Annotated in this window: 17 protein-coding genes; 10 read left to right on the top strand and 7 right to left on the bottom strand. The window is 66.3% G+C overall.

Annotation, left to right across the window (positions count from 1 at the left end; all coding sequences use genetic code 11):
• Window positions 1–21 precede the first annotated feature (21 nt).
• From ACZL02_RS04290 to rsmA, 3 genes are read left to right on the top strand one after another with little or no spacing between them, the layout of a single operon-like run.
• A complete protein-coding gene (locus ACZL02_RS04290; RefSeq protein ID WP_472938925.1) occupies window positions 22–969 on the top strand; it encodes a SurA N-terminal domain-containing protein in 948 nt (315 codons plus the stop codon).
• Window positions 966–2,009, top strand: coding sequence for a 4-hydroxythreonine-4-phosphate dehydrogenase PdxA (gene pdxA, locus ACZL02_RS04285; protein ID WP_472938924.1), 1,044 nt, complete (start codon window positions 966–968; stop codon window positions 2,007–2,009). The genes ACZL02_RS04290 and pdxA overlap by 4 nt, the downstream gene beginning before the upstream one ends.
• Window positions 2,006–2,833, top strand: coding sequence for a 16S rRNA (adenine(1518)-N(6)/adenine(1519)-N(6))-dimethyltransferase RsmA (rsmA, locus tag ACZL02_RS04280; protein WP_472938923.1), 828 nt, complete (start codon window positions 2,006–2,008; stop codon window positions 2,831–2,833). Before pdxA ends, rsmA begins: the two co-directional genes overlap by 4 nt.
• An 86-nt stretch (window positions 2,834–2,919) precedes the next feature.
• Here rsmA and gmk read toward each other — a convergent pair whose 3' ends face one another.
• From gmk to fabD, 7 genes are all read right to left on the bottom strand, one after another.
• Window positions 2,920–3,582 carry a guanylate kinase gene (gmk, locus tag ACZL02_RS04275; protein WP_472931614.1) on the bottom strand — a complete coding sequence of 221 codons (663 nt, stop codon included), beginning with the start codon at window positions 3,580–3,582 and terminating at the stop codon, window positions 2,920–2,922.
• Window positions 3,579–4,466, bottom strand: a complete 888-nt coding sequence (locus ACZL02_RS04270) for a YicC/YloC family endoribonuclease (RefSeq protein ID WP_472938922.1) — start codon at window positions 4,464–4,466, stop codon at window positions 3,579–3,581. Before ACZL02_RS04270 ends, gmk begins: the two co-directional genes overlap by 4 nt.
• A gap of 70 nt (window positions 4,467–4,536) precedes the next feature.
• The gene (mltG, locus tag ACZL02_RS04265; protein ID WP_472938921.1) at window positions 4,537–5,694 is read right to left on the bottom strand and encodes an endolytic transglycosylase MltG; all 1,158 of its coding nucleotides are present in this window, start codon (window positions 5,692–5,694) and stop codon (window positions 4,537–4,539) included.
• Between the two features lie 69 nt (window positions 5,695–5,763).
• The gene (fabF, locus tag ACZL02_RS04260; RefSeq protein WP_472938920.1) at window positions 5,764–7,029 is read right to left on the bottom strand and encodes a beta-ketoacyl-ACP synthase II; all 1,266 of its coding nucleotides are present in this window, start codon (window positions 7,027–7,029) and stop codon (window positions 5,764–5,766) included.
• Between the two features lie 39 nt (window positions 7,030–7,068).
• Window positions 7,069–7,305 carry an acyl carrier protein gene (locus tag ACZL02_RS04255; protein ID WP_472931610.1) on the bottom strand — a complete coding sequence of 79 codons (237 nt, stop codon included), beginning with the start codon at window positions 7,303–7,305 and terminating at the stop codon, window positions 7,069–7,071.
• 202 nt (window positions 7,306–7,507) lie between these two features.
• On the bottom strand, window positions 7,508–8,245 hold the full coding sequence (fabG, locus tag ACZL02_RS04250; protein ID WP_472938919.1) for a 3-oxoacyl-[acyl-carrier-protein] reductase: 738 nt from the start codon (window positions 8,243–8,245) through the stop codon (window positions 7,508–7,510).
• Window positions 8,246–8,301: 56 nt separating this feature from the next.
• The gene (gene fabD / locus ACZL02_RS04245; protein WP_472938918.1) at window positions 8,302–9,237 is read right to left on the bottom strand and encodes an ACP S-malonyltransferase; all 936 of its coding nucleotides are present in this window, start codon (window positions 9,235–9,237) and stop codon (window positions 8,302–8,304) included.
• A gap of 450 nt (window positions 9,238–9,687) precedes the next feature.
• On the opposite strand from fabD, the gene rpsF reads away from it, so the two are divergent.
• The 7 genes from rpsF to ACZL02_RS04210 all read left to right on the top strand — a co-directional run bounded on the left by rpsF (window position 9,688) and on the right by ACZL02_RS04210 (window position 16,149).
• Complete coding sequence (rpsF, locus tag ACZL02_RS04240) at window positions 9,688–10,140, top strand: 30S ribosomal protein S6 (RefSeq protein ID WP_472931942.1); 453 nt, start codon at window positions 9,688–9,690, stop codon at window positions 10,138–10,140.
• 6 nt (window positions 10,141–10,146) lie between these two features.
• A complete protein-coding gene (gene rpsR, locus ACZL02_RS04235; RefSeq protein ID WP_472931607.1) occupies window positions 10,147–10,395 on the top strand; it encodes a 30S ribosomal protein S18 in 249 nt (82 codons plus the stop codon).
• Window positions 10,396–10,533: 138 nt separating this feature from the next.
• Window positions 10,534–11,502 carry a hypothetical protein gene (locus ACZL02_RS04230; protein WP_472938917.1) on the top strand — a complete coding sequence of 323 codons (969 nt, stop codon included), beginning with the start codon at window positions 10,534–10,536 and terminating at the stop codon, window positions 11,500–11,502.
• A gap of 56 nt (window positions 11,503–11,558) precedes the next feature.
• On the top strand, window positions 11,559–12,137 hold the full coding sequence (rplI, locus tag ACZL02_RS04225) for a 50S ribosomal protein L9 (protein ID WP_472938915.1): 579 nt from the start codon (window positions 11,559–11,561) through the stop codon (window positions 12,135–12,137).
• A 261-nt stretch (window positions 12,138–12,398) separates the two neighbouring features.
• A complete protein-coding gene (locus tag ACZL02_RS04220) occupies window positions 12,399–13,883 on the top strand; it encodes a replicative DNA helicase (RefSeq protein ID WP_472931604.1) in 1,485 nt (494 codons plus the stop codon).
• Window positions 13,884–13,975: 92 nt separating this feature from the next.
• The gene (gene radA, locus ACZL02_RS04215) at window positions 13,976–15,373 is read left to right on the top strand and encodes a DNA repair protein RadA (protein WP_472938914.1); all 1,398 of its coding nucleotides are present in this window, start codon (window positions 13,976–13,978) and stop codon (window positions 15,371–15,373) included.
• 131 nt (window positions 15,374–15,504) lie between these two features.
• The gene (locus tag ACZL02_RS04210) at window positions 15,505–16,149 is read left to right on the top strand and encodes a CvpA family protein (protein ID WP_472938913.1); all 645 of its coding nucleotides are present in this window, start codon (window positions 15,505–15,507) and stop codon (window positions 16,147–16,149) included.
• Window positions 16,150–16,231: the final 82 nt, after the last annotated feature.

The raw sequence follows: 16,231 nt of genomic DNA, 5'->3' as shown, positions 1-16,231 counted from the left end.
CATTCCGGAGGCCGAGACGCCATGACTGCATCACGCATCTTCCAGCGGTCCGCACTGGCGTTGTTGCTGACCTGTGCCACCGTCGGCGCGGTCACCAACCTGACGCAGCCGGCCGCGGCGGCGTCGGAGATCGCCGTCATCGTCAACAAGGACCCGGTCACCTCCTTCGCCATCAAGCAGCGCACGAGCTTCCTGAAGCTGCGCCGCGTCAAGGGTGACCTCACCAAGGCCGCGACGGACGAACTGATCGAGGAAGCCCTCAAGAAGCAGGAAGTGCGCCGGCTGGGGATCAGCATCCCGGATAGCGCCGTCAATGCCGCCTTCCTGAAGTTCGCGGCCGACAACAAGCTGCAGCCGGCGCAGCTGGCGCAGGTGCTCGGCCAGGTCGGCTTCTCAGAGAAAGCCTTCAAGGACTACATCCGCGTGCAGATGGGCTGGGGCCAGGCGGTCCAGGCCAGCATGCGCAGCGGTGGCGCCGGTGGGCGGGTCAGCGAGTCCGATGCGGTGCAGCGGATGCTGGCTCAAGGCGGCACGAAGCCGAAGACCACCGAATACACGCTGCAGCAGGTGATCTTCGTCGTTCCCGAGGCCAAGCGCGCCGCGATGAAGGCCGGTCGGATGAAGGAAGCCAACGCGATGCGCTCGCGCTTCCAGTCTTGCCAGGCGAACTACGAGTTCGCCAAGGGCCTCCGCGACGTGACGGTGCGCGAGCTCGGCCGGGTGCCGCAGCCGGCCCTCCCCGAGCGCTGGAAGGATTCGATCTCGGCGATTTCCTCGTCCGGCGCCACGCCGCCGCAGGAGACCGAGCGCGGCGTCGAGTACATCGTCGTGTGCGAGCAGCGCAGTATTTCCGATGACAAGACCGCCGCGATGGTCTTCCAGTCGCAGGACATGGAGAAAGGCAAGTCGGAGCCAGACGCCAAGCTCCTGAAGTCGCTGCGGGACAAAGCCGTGATCACTCGGCGATGACACCCGGCGCACGGCCGCCTCTGGCCGTCACCATTGGCGAGCCGTCGGGCGTCGGGGCCGACGTGACGCTCGCTGCCTATGCCGACCGCCGGGACCGTCCGCTGCCGGTGTTCTTTCTGCTCGCCGATCCCGACATGCTGGCCGCACGCGCTTCGCGCCTCGGCATCGACGTCCGGATCGTCCGTATCGGGCGGCCGGAGGAAGCCTCGGTACATTTCGCGACGGCCCTTCCTGTCCTGCCACTGATCAACCGTCACAGCGAGCTTCCCGGCCAGATCGATCCGCAAAATGCGCTTGGCACCGTCGAGGCGATCGACCGCGCGACCGCCTTCGCCCTCAACGGCACGGCCTCGGCCGTCGTGACGAACCCGATCGACAAGAAGGCGCTCTACGATGCCGGCTTCCGCCATCCCGGTCATACCGAGTATCTGGCCGAGCTCTGCGGCACCGTTCTGCAGCGCTCGTTCACGCCGGTCATGCTGCTGACCGGACCCGATCTCTCCTGCGTTCCCGTCACCATCCACATTCCGCTGGTCGACGTACCCGCGGCCCTGACGGCCGACCTCATCGTCGAGACGGCGGAGATCGTCGCGGCCGAGCTGAAGTCGCGCATGGGCATCGAGTTTCCGCGCATCGCGGTTGCCGGGCTCAATCCGCATGCCGGCGAGCGCGGGGCGATCGGCAAGGAGGACGAGGCCGTCATCCGGCCAGCCGTAGACAGGCTGCGGATGTCGGGCATCGACGCCTTCGGGCCCCTCCCCGCCGACACCATGTTCCATCCCGAGGCACGGGCGCGCTACGACGTCGCGCTTTGCATGTACCATGACCAGGCGCTGATCCCGGCGAAGATGCTGGCCTTCGACGAGACGGTGAACACGACGCTCGGCCTGCCGATCATCCGGACCTCTCCGGACCACGGCACCGCAGCGGACATTGCCGGCACCGGTCACGCCCGCCCGAACAGCTTCATCGCCGCCTTGCGACTCGCCGACCGCATGGCCGACCACGCCGCCCGCACCATTGCCGGGAGCACCTCGTGAGCGCCATCGACGGCCTGCCGCCGCTGCGCGCGGTGATGGCCGAGCATGGGCTCGACCCGAAGAAGGCGCTCGGCCAGAACTTCCTCCTCGACCTCAATCTCACCGGCCGCATCGCCCGCCAGGCGCTGCCCTATGACGGGCACACGGTGATCGAGGTCGGGCCAGGCCCGGGCGGGCTGACGCGGGCGATCCTGGCGCAAGGTGCCGAGCATCTTACGGTCATCGAAAAGGACCGCCGCTGCATCGCGGCGCTCGAAGCCGTCGCCGCGCACTATCCCGGCCGCCTCACCATCATCGAGGGCGATGCCCTGAAGACCGATATCGCCACGCTATCGGGAGGGCGACCGATCAAGATCGTCGCGAACCTGCCCTACAATATCGGCACGCAGCTGCTGCTCGACTGGATTACCGTGCCGCAATGGCCGCCGGTCTGGACCGAGCTGACGCTGATGTTCCAGCGGGAGGTCGCCGAGCGGATCGTCGCCGGGCCGGGCACCGATCATTACGGCCGTCTCGGCGTGCTCGCTGGCTGGCGCACCAGCGCCCGCATGCTCTTCGACGTTGGGCCGGAAGCCTTTACGCCGCCACCGAAAGTGACTTCGTCGGTGATCCAGATCCGGCCTCTGGCGTCGCCGATCGACGTGCCGCTGGCAAAGCTCGAGGCAGTCACCGCTGCCGCTTTCGGCCAGCGCCGCAAGATGCTGCGCCAGAGCGTCAAGTCGCTCGGCGGCGAGCGCATCCTTCTGGCGGCCGACATCGACCCGCAGCGCCGCGCCGAGACGCTGAGCGTCGAGGAGTTCTGCCGCCTCGCCGCATTGGTCTGACGCTCACCCATCGGGCAGCTTCCCGGACTGTGCCCCGGGGCTACGGAACGCGTCAACGTCCCATCATCGTCGATGCAGGAGACCGCTCAGGCCGGCTCTTCGCCGAGCAGCGTGGCGGTGAAATCGAACAGGCCCGGACGCCGGTCGCGGCGCAGGCGCTCGGCCTCGACGATCGCCTTCACCTCGCCAAAGGCTTGGTTCAGGTCGTGGTTGACGACGACATAGTCGTAGTCGCGCCAGCGCTCGATCTCGACGCGGGCGTTCTTCAGGCGCATGGCGATGGTGTCGCTGGAATCCTCGTTGCGCCGGAACAGGCGGCTCTTCAGTTCGGCCATCGAGGGCGGCAGGATGAAGATCGAGACGATGTCGGCACGCGCCTGTTCCTGCAACTGCTTGGCACCCTGCCAGTCGATGTCGAAGAGCATGTCGCGACCTTCCTGCATCGCCTTCTCCGCCGGCTCGCGTGGGGTTCCGTAGAAGTTGCCATGCACCTCGGCCCATTCCAGCAACGCGTCGCCGTGGCGCAGCCGCTCGAACTCATCGGGCTTGATGAAGTGATAGTGCCGACCCTCGATCTCGCTGCCGCGGCGCTGGCGCGTGGTGACGCTGACCGACAGTGAGAAGCGCGGATCGCCTTCGAGCAGGTTGTGCGCGATCGTCGACTTGCCGGCGCCCGAGGGCGAGGACAGGACGAGCATCAGGCCGCGGCGCTTGATTTCCGGGGGCACGGTGGAGGCGGTGTCGGTCATTCGATGTTCTGTACCTGTTCGCGGAATTGGTCGATGACCACTTTGAGCTCCAGCCCGATGGCGGTGAGCGAGGTCGCGTTTGATTTCGAGCAGATGGTATTCGATTCGCGGTTAAATTCCTGCGAAAGGAAATCGAGGCGGCGCCCCACCGGCCCTCCCGCGGCGAGCAGGCTCCGGGCGGCATCGATATGGGCGGCGAGCCGGTCGAGTTCTTCGCGGATGTCGGCTTTGGCGGCGATGATCGCCGCCTCCTGGTGCAGCCGCGCGGCGTCCAGCCCGGCGCTGGTCCCGATCAGCAGCTCGACCTGACCGGCCAGCCGGCGGCGGATCGCCTCGACGCTGCGGGCCGGGTCCCGCTCGGCGGCAGCCACCAGCACCAGCATCTCGTCGAGCCGCTGGTCGAGGAGACCCCGCAGCAAGGCGCCCTCGTCGTCACGGGCGGCGACGAGCCTGTCGAGCGCGAGGGTGAAGCCTTCGAGCACCGCGGCGCGGCGGGCAGCGTCGCGCTCGGGATCGGCGATGGTCTCGGCGACGTCGATGATACCCTTGATCGCCAGGAGCCCGTCGGCGGTCGGCGTCACGGCATGTCCGCCGGCGATCAGCCGCTCCGTCAGCACCAGCACCTGCCCGAGCATCGCCTCGTTGACGCGGAACACCGGCGCATTGTCCGTCTTGCGAAGGCTCAGCGAGATCTGGACGTTGCCGCGAGTCAGCCGGGCGCCGCTCGCCTTGCGGATGTCGCCCTCGATGCCGTCGAGCCCCTGCGGCAGTCGCAGGCGCAGCTCCAGCCCCTTGCCGTTGACCGAGCGCAGTTCCCAGACGAAATCGGTGTCGTCGAAAACGCCCTCGGTGCGGGCAAAACCCGTCATGCTGGCAACGGGCATCCGTTCTCCATCGTTTAAGATCTGGTGGCGAGGCTGGCGCGGGTGAGATCCGCACCGGCACCGCAGTATCCTATTGCGCGACGATCGGGTCGGCGGGATTAGCGTCACCCGCGGCGGCGGCGGCGTTCTGCGCCCGCTCGATCTCGCGGTACCGCCGGACATTGGCATTGTGCTCCTCGAGCGACGACGCGAACACGTGACCGCCATTGCCGTCGGCGACGAAGTAGACGTCCTTGGTCGACGAGGGATTGGCTACAGCTTCCAGCGCCGCCCTGCCGGGGTTGGCGATCGGGCCCGGCGGCAGGCCCTTGATCACATAGGTGTTGTAGGGCGTGTCGCTCTTGATGTGCGACTGGCGGATCGGCTCGTTCGCCGGCTTTCCGGAACCGCCCCAGATGCCATAAATGATTGTCGGGTCGGACTGCAAGCGCATGCCCTGACGAAGCCGGTTGAGGAACACGGAGGCGACGCGCGAGCGCTCATCGGCGCGGCCGGTCTCCTTCTCGACGATCGAGGCGAGCGTCACGAACTCCTTGATGTCCTTGACCTCGGTGACATCCTTGTCGCGGCGGTCCCAGACTTCCTGGACCAAGGCGGCCTGTGCGGTCTGCATCTTGTTGATGACTTCGGTCCGGGTCATTCCCCGCTGGACGCGGTAGGTGTCGGGACGCAGCGAGCCCTCGGCTGGCATGGGCGGCATGTTGCCGGTCAGCACGTCTTCCTGCGCCACCCGGTCGAAGATCTGCTTGACGGTCCAGCCTTCTGGAATGGTCACGGAGTGCAGCACCGACTCGCCACTGCGGATCTTATCCATGATCTCGCGCATGCTGGCGGCCGGTGAGAAGCCGTATTCGCCGGCCTTCAGTTCGCCCGCGACGCCGGACAGGCGCACGCCGTACTCGAAGATCGACGCGTTGGTGATGATGCCGCCCCGCTCAAGGCCGTTGGCGATGCTCTCGAGGCTGGAATTTCTGGGCACGACGTAGGTCGCCTGCGCCGTCAGCGGGCCGGCGCCATCGAACTCCGACTTACCCCAGGCGACGATGCCGACGGCGATCACGGCGACGAACAGCGCTGCGGAGAAAACGAGGTTGAAGAAGACGACGACCTGGTTGCGGGCACCGCGCGAGCGCCGCGGCGGCGTCGGGGCAGCCTTGGGTCGCAGAGCTTCGGTCGCCGACCTTGGAACGATCTTCCGGTCGTCGCCGCCGCGCAGGTCGTCGGTCATGAAATCACCCTTCGAGGATCGGTCGACAAACGATGGTAGCACCACCCGAATGTGGCGAAAGACGGGTGGTCAGTCGACCAGGCGGCGGAACACCAGCGAGGCGTTCGTGCCGCCGAAACCGAAGGAATTCGACAGCGCAACGTCGATCTGCTTCTCGCGCTTCACCAGCGGAACGAGATCGATTTTCGTCTCGACCGACGGGTTCTCGAGGTTGAGCGTCGGCGGCGCGACATTGTCGCGGATGGCCAGCACGCAGAAGATCGCCTCGACCGAACCGGCCGCCCCGAGCAGATGCCCGATCGCCGATTTGGTGGACGACATCAGGACGCCCTCGGCGGCATCCCCTAGGAGACGCTCGATGGCGCGCAGCTCGATCTCGTCGCCCATCGGCGTCGATGTGCCGTGCGCGTTGATGTAGTCGATATCGGAGGCCTGGATCCCCGCGCGCTTCATGGCGGAGGCCATGCAGCGGTAGGCACCGTCGCCGTCCGGCGCGGGTGCGGTGATATGGTAGGCGTCGCCCGACATGCCGTAGCCGACGAGCTCGGCATAGATCTTCGCGCCGCGGGCTTTCGCATGCTCGAGTTCTTCGAGCACCACGATGCCGGCGCCCTCGCCCATGACGAAGCCGTCGCGGTCGCGGTCGTAAGGGCGCGAAGCCCGGGTCGGGTCATCGTTGAAGTTCGTCGACAGCGCCTTGCAGGCGGCAAAGCCTGCCAGCGACAGCCGCGAGACCGGCGATTCGGTGCCGCCGGCCACCATCACGTCGGCATCGCCGAGCGCGATCAGCCGTCCAGCATCGCCGATGGCATGCGCACCCGTCGAGCAGGCGGTGACGATCGACGAGTTCGGACCTTTCAGCCCGTTGCGGATCGACACCTGGCCGGAGGCAAGGTTGATCAAGCTGCCCGGAATGAAAAACGGGCTGACGCGGCGCGGGCCCTTCTCATCGAGGGTCAGCGACATCCGCTCGATCGCCTGCAGGCCCCCGATGCCCGAGCCGATCAGAACGCCGGAGGCGATCTGATCTTCGTAGGATTCGGGATGCCAGTTGGCATCGTCGAGTGCTTCTGCTGCAGCGGCCACCGCATAGATGATGAAGTCGTCGACCTTGCGCTGTTCCTTCGGCTCCATCCACTGATCGGGATCGAAGCTTCCGTCCGTCCCATCCCCGCGGGGGATTTGACACGCGATTCGGCACGGCAGATCCGATGTCTCGAAACTGTCGACCGGCCGAGCGGCGCTATCGCCGTTCAGCAAACGCTTCCAGGTTACGCCAGCGCCGGTCCCGAGGGGACTGATCATTCCGACGCCAGTGATGACCACTCGTCTCATACAACACTCATTTTCCGGGGCGGAGATCCGCCGCCGGGATCAGGACTGATTCTTCTCGATGAACTTGACCGCGTCGCCGACGGTCAGGATCGTCTCGGCCGCATCGTCCGGGATCTCGACGCCGAATTCTTCCTCGAAAGCCATCACGAGTTCGACGGTGTCGAGGCTGTCCGCGCCGAGATCGTCGATGAAGCTCGCATTGTCGGTGACCTTTTCAGCCTCGACGCCGAGATGTTCGACGACGATCTTCTTCACCCGTTCAGCGGTATCGCTCATATTTATTCCTCTGTTGATATTTGCTTCGTCGTTTTCGTTAGACGCGCAAGGCCGGTGAATCAAGCTTTTGCACCATCATACTTCTTGTGTCTGCCGGGCCTTCGACGGACTCGACTGGTGCGGTCGGGTGCGCTTAGCACGGAGATTGCCAAGGGCCAAGCCGCAGAACCCCTGCGCCGGCGGCAATGCCCGGCTTTATGACTCAGATCATCGCCATGCCGCCGTTGACGTGGATCGTCTGCCCGGTGACGTAGCTGGCTTCGTTCGAGGCAAGAAAAAGCGCCGCCGCGGCGATCTCGTCGGCATTGCCGATGCGCTTCATCGGGATGGCGCCGAGGATGCCCTCCTTCTGCTTCTCGTTCAGCTTGTCGGTCATGGCGCTCTGGATGAAGCCCGGCGCGATGCAGTTGACGGTCACGTTGCGCGAGGCGATTTCCTGCGCCAGCGACTTCGAGAAGCCGATCATGCCGGCCTTCGCCGCGCAGTAGTTGGCCTGGCCGGGATTGCCGGTGACGCCGACGATGGAGGTGATGTTGACGATCCGGCCGAACCGGCGGCGCATCATCTGGTGCGTCAGGCCGCGGGTCAGGCGGAAGGCGGCGGTAAGGTCGACCTCGATCACCCGGTCCCAGTCCTCGTCGGACATGCGCACGAACAGTCCGTCCTTGGTGATGCCGGCATTGTTGACGAGGATGTCGACGCCTTCCATGGCGGCGTCCACCGTCTCGGCCAGCGCCTTCTGGGCATCGCGGTCGCCGAGGTCGGCGGGAAAGACGTGGACGCGGTCGCCGAGCGAGGCGGCGACTTCGTCGAGCTTCTCCCGGCGGGTGCCGTGCAGGCCGACGACGGCGCCGGCGCCGTGCAGCACCCGGGCGATGGCTTCGCCGATGCCGCCGCTGGCACCGGTGACGAGGGCCTTGCGGCCGGTCAGATCGAACATGGTCTCTACCTCAGTTTGCGTGGCCGGCCCTATGGCGCGGCGATCGATAGGGATGATCAGGCCTGCAGCGCGTCGATGTCGGCGGGCGTGCCGATGCTCTGCGTCTTCGCCGTCTTGTCGATGCGCTTGACGAGACCGGCCAGCACCTTGCCGCTGCCGACTTCAAGGAAGCTGTCGATCCCGGCACCGACCATGAACTCGACGCTCTCGCGCCAGCGCACCTGGCCGGTCACCTGCTGGACGAGAAGCTGCTTGATCTCGGATGGCTCTTCGATCGGTGCCGCCAGAACGTTGGCGACGAGAGGCACGACCGGGCGGCGCATGTCGGCCGCGTCGAGCGCTTCGCGCATGCGCTCGGCCGCCGGCTGCATCAGGCTGCAGTGGAAGGGAGCGGACACCGGCAGCGGAATGGCGCGCTTGGCACCCTTCTCCAGCGCCATCGCCATCGCCCGCGTCACCGCTGCGGCAGCGCCCGAGATGACGATCTGGCCGCCGCCATTGTCGTTGGCGAGCTCGCAAGGCTCACCCGGCGCCGTGGCGGCCGCGCAGACCTCGGCAACGCCGGCATGATAGAGACCGAGGATCGCCGCCATCGCGCCCTCGCCCGCCGGCACCGCTCGCTGCATCGCCTCGCCGCGGATCCGCAGAAGCTTTGCCGTCTCGCCGATCGACAGGGCACCGGCAGCCGCGAGCGCCGAATACTCGCCGAGCGAATGGCCGGCGACGAAAGTGGCGGATGCCTTGAGGTCGAAGCCGCGCGATTCCATCGCCCGCAGCACCGCGAGCGATACCGCCATCAGCGCCGGCTGGGCATTGGCCGTCAGCGTCAACTCCGCTTCCGGGCCGTCGAAGATCAGCGACGACAGCTTTTCCCCCAGCGCCGCGTCGACCTCCTCGAACACGGCGCGGCTTTCAGGAAAGGCATCGAAGACGGCGCGCCCCATGCCGACGGTCTGGCTGCCCTGGCCCGGAAAGATCAGTGCAAGTGTCATGGTGGCTCCCAAGGGTTTATGGTTTTGTCGGGGGTGTTGAAGGCGAAACCGCCGCGATGTGTCAAGGCGAGCGGGAATCGCTCAGACCTTTGGGTTGAAGGATCAGCTCGCTTCGGATCGGTTGTCCTCTTCAGGATATCGCATCGCCAAGCCCGCCTCTTGCCGTTGTTGCGGCTCGCCTTCCCATGGAGGTGATGAGCGGAGTGTTGCGTTTATCGGCGCATTCCGCTACCAGCCGCACCGTCAATGCCCGGTTTCAAGCCGGGGGCTGAACGGAAGGTGCCGGCTTGCCGGCATGAGGACAGGTTGTCCGCTTCCCGTGTCCCCGCTCTCGACCGTCCCGCAAGACACGCCTTTCCATCGATCCGCAGGATCTCCAGGAGAGTCGCAGAGGCTTAGCCGCTGATCTCGGGCAAGGACATGGAAAACTCATAGTGGAAAGGCGAAACGATGGCTCTGTACGAGCACGTATTCCTCGCCCGCCAGGACATCAGCGGCCAGCAGGTCGATCAACTCGTCGAGCAGTATCGCGGCGTGATCGAAGCCAATGGCGGCAAGGTCGGCAAGGTCGAGAGCTGGGGTCTTAAGACCCTCACCTACCGGGTCAAGAAGAACCGGAAGGCCTACTACACCCTGATGAACATCGACGCCCCGTCGCCTGCCGTGCAGGAAATGGAGCGCCAGATGCGCATCAACGAAGACGTCCTGCGCTACATCACCATCAAGGTCGATGCGCATGACGAGGCACAGTCGGTCATGATGCAGAAGCGTGACGACCGTCCGCGCCGCGGCGACCGCGACGACCGCCCGGGTGGCGAGCGTCCCCGCCGTGACCGTGACGACCGTCCGCGCCGCGAGGACGACGACCGTCCGCGCCGCCCACGCCCAACCGAAGGGGAGTAACGCGACATGAGCGACACTTCTTCCAGCACCGTCCGTCGGCCTTTCCACCGCCGTCGCAAGTCCGATCCGTTCGCGGCGAGCGATAGCCCGAAGATCGACTACAAGGACGTCCGCCTTCTGCAGCGCTACATTTCCGAGCGCGGCAAGATCGTCCCGTCCCGCATCACCGCGGTTTCGCAGAAGAACCAGCGCGCCCTCGCCCAGGCGATCAAGCGCGCCCGCTTCCTCGGCCTGCTGCCTTACGTCCTGCGCTAAGCGCGACGTCTGAACGATCGGCGGCGCGGACCGAAAGGCCCGCGCCGCCCTCTCACCGCCGGCGACCGGTGAGGATAGGACCAGCCAAGCTGGGGCGGCTTTCCCGCCCCTAACTGCGACAAGCAGGACAGCGACGACATGAAACCCTCCGCGATCCTCATTGGACTGGCCGCCGGCTTTGCCGCTGCCTTGCTGTTCGCCGGACTGATTCTTCAGTCGACGACGGCGATCGTCCTGTCGCTCGCGACCCCTATTCCGATCTACATTGCCAGCCTCGGCTGGGGCAGCCGCATCGGCTTCCTCGCTGCGATCACCGCCGCCGGCGCCATCGCCGCCGTCACCGGCTCCTATGGCAGCGGCCTGATTCTGCTCGGCTCGATGGCACTGCCCGCCGCGATCCTCGGCCACCTCGCGGGTCTCGCCCGGCCTGCAGACGAGGCGCCGGCAACCGGCCCCTACCCGGCACCCGCGAACGACCGGCCCGGCCTCGACTGGTATCCGCTCGACCGCATCCTGTTCGCGCTGACGCTGACGGCGATCGTCGCCTGTGTCTTCATCGGCTGGCTGTTCGGCTACAACCCGACGGCGCTCGGGCCAGAGCTCGTCGACGCGCTCGGCGCGCAGATGAACGCCTCGAACGATCCGGCGATGCAGCAGCAGGTGCTCGTCCTCGCGCAGTTGGTCATCAAGCTGATGCCGTTCGTCCAGCCCGCGATCCTCGTCGTCGTGCTCGTCGCCGGACTGCATCTCTCGGCCGCCGTGACGCGCCTTTCCGGACGCCTGCCGCGGCCGAAGGACGACATCCCCGGCACTGCCGGCCTTCCGCGGTCGGCGATGCCGATCTTCGCCCTCGCCATGGCCGCGTGCTTCGCACCGGAGCCCGTGGCGATCATCGCCGCGGTCGTCGCCGGAAGCTTCGGCACCGCGTTCACGCTGGTTGGTCTCGCCAGCTTCCATCGCCGAACCCGCGGCAGCCGCAACCGCGGCTTCATCCTCTTCACCGCCTACATGGCGATCATCCTTCTCTCGTTTCCCCTGCTGGTCGCCACCGTGCTGGGGCTCGTCGAAACGGCACGCAGGCCTGGCGGCCCGCGGCGCCTTTCCTAATCGCCTGCCCAAACAAAACACCCGACCCCATCAAAACACCCGAAAGGAACAGTTCCATGGACGTTATTCTTCTTGAGCGCATCGCCCGCCTCGGCCAGATGGGCGACACCGTCCGCGTCAAGGACGGCTTTGCCCGCAACTTCCTGCTGCCGACCGGCAAGGCGCTGCGCGCCAACGAAGCCAACCGCGCCAAGTTCGAGTCGCAGAAGAGCGAGCACATCGCCCGCAACGAAGAGCGCAAGCGCGAAGCGGGCGACATCGCCGGCACGCTCGAGGGCAAAAGCTTCCTGACCATCCGCTCGGCTGGCGAAACCGGCCAGATGTACGGCTCGGTCTCGGCCCGCGACGTTTCGGACATGCTGAAGGAAGCCGGCTTCCGCGTCGGCCGCAACCAGATCCTCCTGAACACGCCGATCAAGGTCATCGGCCTGCACAAGGTGATGATCCAGCTGCACGCCGACGTCGAAGTCGCCGTCGAGATCAACATCGCCCGTTCGCATGAAGAAGGCGAGCGCCAGTCGAAGGGCGAGAACCTCACCACCGCCGACGCCATCTACGGCCTCGACGAAGAGGAACTCGACGAGGAGGCCGAGGCCACCGACACCGACGAGACCACCGAAGACGAAGCCGTCTAAGCCGGCGCTTCCCGAACAGTCGAAAAGGCCCCGGACATCCGCCCGGGGCCTTTTTTTTGTTCCGGCAGCCGCAGCACGGGTGTCGGCGATGCCGGCTTTCGCGGCAGGGATGGGGTCAAGCCTTTTCACAGCTTCTCCACAGCCTCACCACCCCGCCTGTGCACAGCTTGGATGTGTTCGGGCGCGGCGCATTCGGCCGTGACATCGGCGGGCAACCTTAGGTAAAAGCGTCTCTCTACCGACCGGCGAGGGATGACGGACATGGCCGAGGCGGCGCGCAAGTACGAAGAAGAGGCGGCCCTCTACCGCGAGGCCCCGAACAACATCGAGGCCGAACAGGCCCTGCTCGGCGCCATCCTCGTCAACAACGACGCCTATTACGTCGTGCACGACTTCCTGAAGCCCGACCATTTCTTCGAGCCGCTGCACCGCGAGATCTTCACCAAGACGTCCGAGATGATCCGGATGGGCAAGATCGCCAATCCGGTAACGATCAAGACCTTCCTGCCGGCGAACGACAAGGTCGGCGACATCACCGTCGCCCAGTACCTCGCCCGCCTCGCGGCCGAGGCGACGACGATCATCAACGCCGCCGATTACGGCCGGGCGATCTACGACCTGGCGCTCCGGCGCAACCTCATCCGAATCGGCGAGGACATGGTCAACATCGCCTTCGACGCGCCGCTCGACATGGAGCCGAAGGCGCAGATCGAGGACGCCGAGCGCCGGCTGTTCGAGCTCGCCGAGACCGGCCGCTACGACGGCGGCTTCCAGTCCTTCACCGACGCCGTCACGCTCGCCGTCGAGATGGCCTCCGCCGCCAAGGATCGCGATGGCGGCCTGTCGGGCGTCTCCACCGGCATCATCGCCCTCGACCGGCGACTTGGCGGCCTGCAGCGCTCCGATCTGATCGTCCTGGCCGGTCGCCCGGCCATGGGCAAAACGTCGCTCGCCACCAACATCGCCTTCAACATCGCCGCCGCCTTCGAGCCTGCGGACCAGTCGGACGGGACGTTCGCTGCCAAGAATGGCGGCGTCGTCGGCTTCTTCTCGCTGGAAATGTCGGCCGAGCAGCTGGCGACGCGTATCATCTCCGAGCAGACCGAGATCTCCTCCTCGAAGATCCGCCGCGGCATGATCAACGAAACCGAGCTCGGCAAGCTGATGGCCTGCTCGGAGACGATGCAGCGCCTGCCGCTCTACATCGACCAGACCGGTGGCATCTCGATCGCCCAGCTGGCAGCCCGGGCGCGGCGGCTGAAGCGCCAGCGCGGCCTCGACGTCATGGTGATCGACTACCTCCAGCTGATGCAGGGCTCGTCGAAGAACTCGCAGAACCGCGTGCAGGAAATGACCGAGATCACCACCGGCCTGAAGGCGCTGGCCAAGGAGCTGAACGTGCCGATCATCGGCCTGTCGCAGCTCTCGCGCCAGGTCGAAAACCGCGAGGACAAGCACCCGCAGCTCTCCGATCTCCGCGAATCCGGCTCGATCGAGCAGGACGCCGACGTCGTGATGTTCGTGTACCGGGAGGAATACTACCTTTCGAACAAGGAGCCGAAGATGGGCACCCCGGAGTACATGACCTGGGAGGCCGAGATGCGCGAGGCCAGCGGCAAGGCCGAGGTGATCATCGCCAAGCAGCGCCACGGCCCGACCGGCACCGTCCCCCTCGCCTTCCAGGCCGAGTTCACCCGCTTCACCGATCTTGCCGACGAGAGCTATCTGCCGGAGCGCTTCGAGTAGAAGCATCCGCCTTCCAAGCCTGACCAAAACAACTTGTTTCCGGTTTGTTCTCGTCGCATAGTGCGGGTGCTCCTTTTCATCCGGAAGTCCGCATGGCCAAGCCGAAACTCTCCTTCATCTGCCAGAACTGCGGCAGCGTCACCACGCGCTGGCAGGGCAAGTGCGAGGCCTGCGGCGAGTGGAACACTATCGTCGAGGAGAATGTCGCCGGCGGCATCGGCGGCGGTCCGGCGCGCGGCGGCGCCCGGCGCGGGCGCGTTGCCGCACTCCTCCCGCTCTCGGGCGAAATGGAGGAAGCACCGCGCATCTCCACCGGCATCGACGAGTTCGATCGCGCCTGCGGCGGCGGCATCGTGCGCGGCTCGGCGATCCTCATCGGCGGCGATCCCGGCATCGGCAAGTCGACCCTCCTGATGCAGGCGGCGGCAGGCCTTGCCCGCGGCGGACACCGCGTCGTTTACGTCTCGGGCGAGGAGGCAGTCGCGCAGGTGCGCCTTCGGGCCCAGCGCCTCAAGGCGGCCGACACCGACGTGCTGCTGATGGCCGAGACCAATGTCGAGGACATCCTAGCGACGCTTGCCGACGACAAGCGCCCGGACCTCGTGATCATCGACTCGATCCAGACGCTCTGGTCCGACATGGCGGAATCGGCGCCGGGCACCGTGACGCAGGTCCGCACCGGCGTTCAGGCGCTGGTGAAATACGCGAAATCCAGCGGCGCGGCGGTCATTCTCGTCGGCCACGTCACCAAGGACGGCCAGATCGCCGGCCCGCGCGTCGTCGAGCACATGGTCGACGCCGTGCTCTACTTCGAGGGTGAAGGCGGCCACCATTTCCGCATCCTGCGGACCGTCAAGAACCGTTTCGGCCCGACCGACGAGATCGGCGTCTTCGAGATGTCGGACATCGGCCTGCGCGAGGTGCATAACCCCTCCGAGCTTTTCCTCGGCGAGCGCAATGCCAAGGCGCCGGGCGCTGCCGTCTTCGCCGGCATCGAGGGCACGCGCCCGGTGCTGGTAGAGATCCAGGCGCTGGTCGCCCCCTCCGCCCTCGGCACGCCGCGCCGCGCCGTGGTCGGCTGGGACCAGCCGCGGCTCGCGATGGTGCTGGCGGTGCTCGAGGCGCATTGCGGTGTTCGTCTCGGGCAGCACGACGTCTATCTCAACGTCGCTGGTGGCTTCCGAATCAGCGAGCCGGCGGCCGACCTCGCGGTGGCCGCGGCCCTTGTCTCCTCGCTGTCCGGACTTGCCCTGCCGGCGGATTGCGTCTATTTCGGCGAGATCAGCCTGTCGGGGGCGGTGCGGCCGGTCGCACACTCGGCGCAACGGCTGAAGGAGGCAGCAAAGCTTGGTTTCAGCCAGGCGGTCCTGCCTTCCCTTAGCGCCGATCTGCCGAAAGGCCGGGATGTGGCGACACATGACATCGAGTCCCTGCCGCATCTCGTCGCCCGGGTTGCCGGGGGTGCGCTGGCGGCGAGCGATGAGGGATGACCGGGGCGGCGTTTGCCGAATCGGATGCGATGCGCGATAGCAGCGAATTGACCCGGAAGGCGCCAAAGATTGTCCGTCGAAGGATGGAAGTCTGGAGGCACCTCCGGAAGGGACGACAGGGTTAAATCGCCATGACTATCACGATGCTCGACGCGATCCTGGTCGGGATCATGCTCCTCTCGGCGCTGCTCGCCATGGTGCGAGGATTTTCGCGCGAGGTTTTGTCGGTCGTATCGTGGCTTGCGGCCGCGGCCGCGGCCTTCTTCTTCTACCAGCCGCTGACGCCCTACGTGCAGGAATACGTGACGTCGGAGAAGATCGCGATGGTCGCCGCGGCTCTCGGCATCTTCGTGATAACCCTCATCATAGTGTCCTTCATCACCTTGCGCATTGCCGACTTCATCATCGACAGCCGGATCGGGGCGCTCGACCGGGCGCTTGGGTTTGTCTTCGGGGCGGCGCGTGGCCTGCTGCTCGTCGTCGTGGCGATGCTGTTCTTCAACTGGCTGAGCCCGGCCGACACGCAGCCGACCTGGATCACCAATGCCAAGTCGAAGCCTTATCTCGACGATCTCGGCGCCCGCCTCATCGCCGCCGTTCCCGAGAAGCCGGCCGAGCTTCTGCCGCAGGAGCTGCGCGACAAGCTGGAGCCGCCGGTCGCGCCGACAGGCGACGCGACACCCGGCGAGGTGGCACCTGCCGAGCCGAGCAGCATCGAGGGCGCGATCGAGGGAGCCGAGCCTTCGGGCCAGACAGACACCGCGCCCGCCAACTAAGCGTGTGAAGACAGGGAAGCCCGGGTTCGACTTTTCGAGCCCGGGCTTCTGGCATTTCTGCAGTGAATGGTGTTTTTGCATC

Source organism: Mesocryomonas fontinalis (assembly GCF_055730125.2).
The sequence above is the reverse complement of the archived record's forward strand: the minus strand, read 5'-3'. Positions and strand labels throughout refer to the sequence as shown.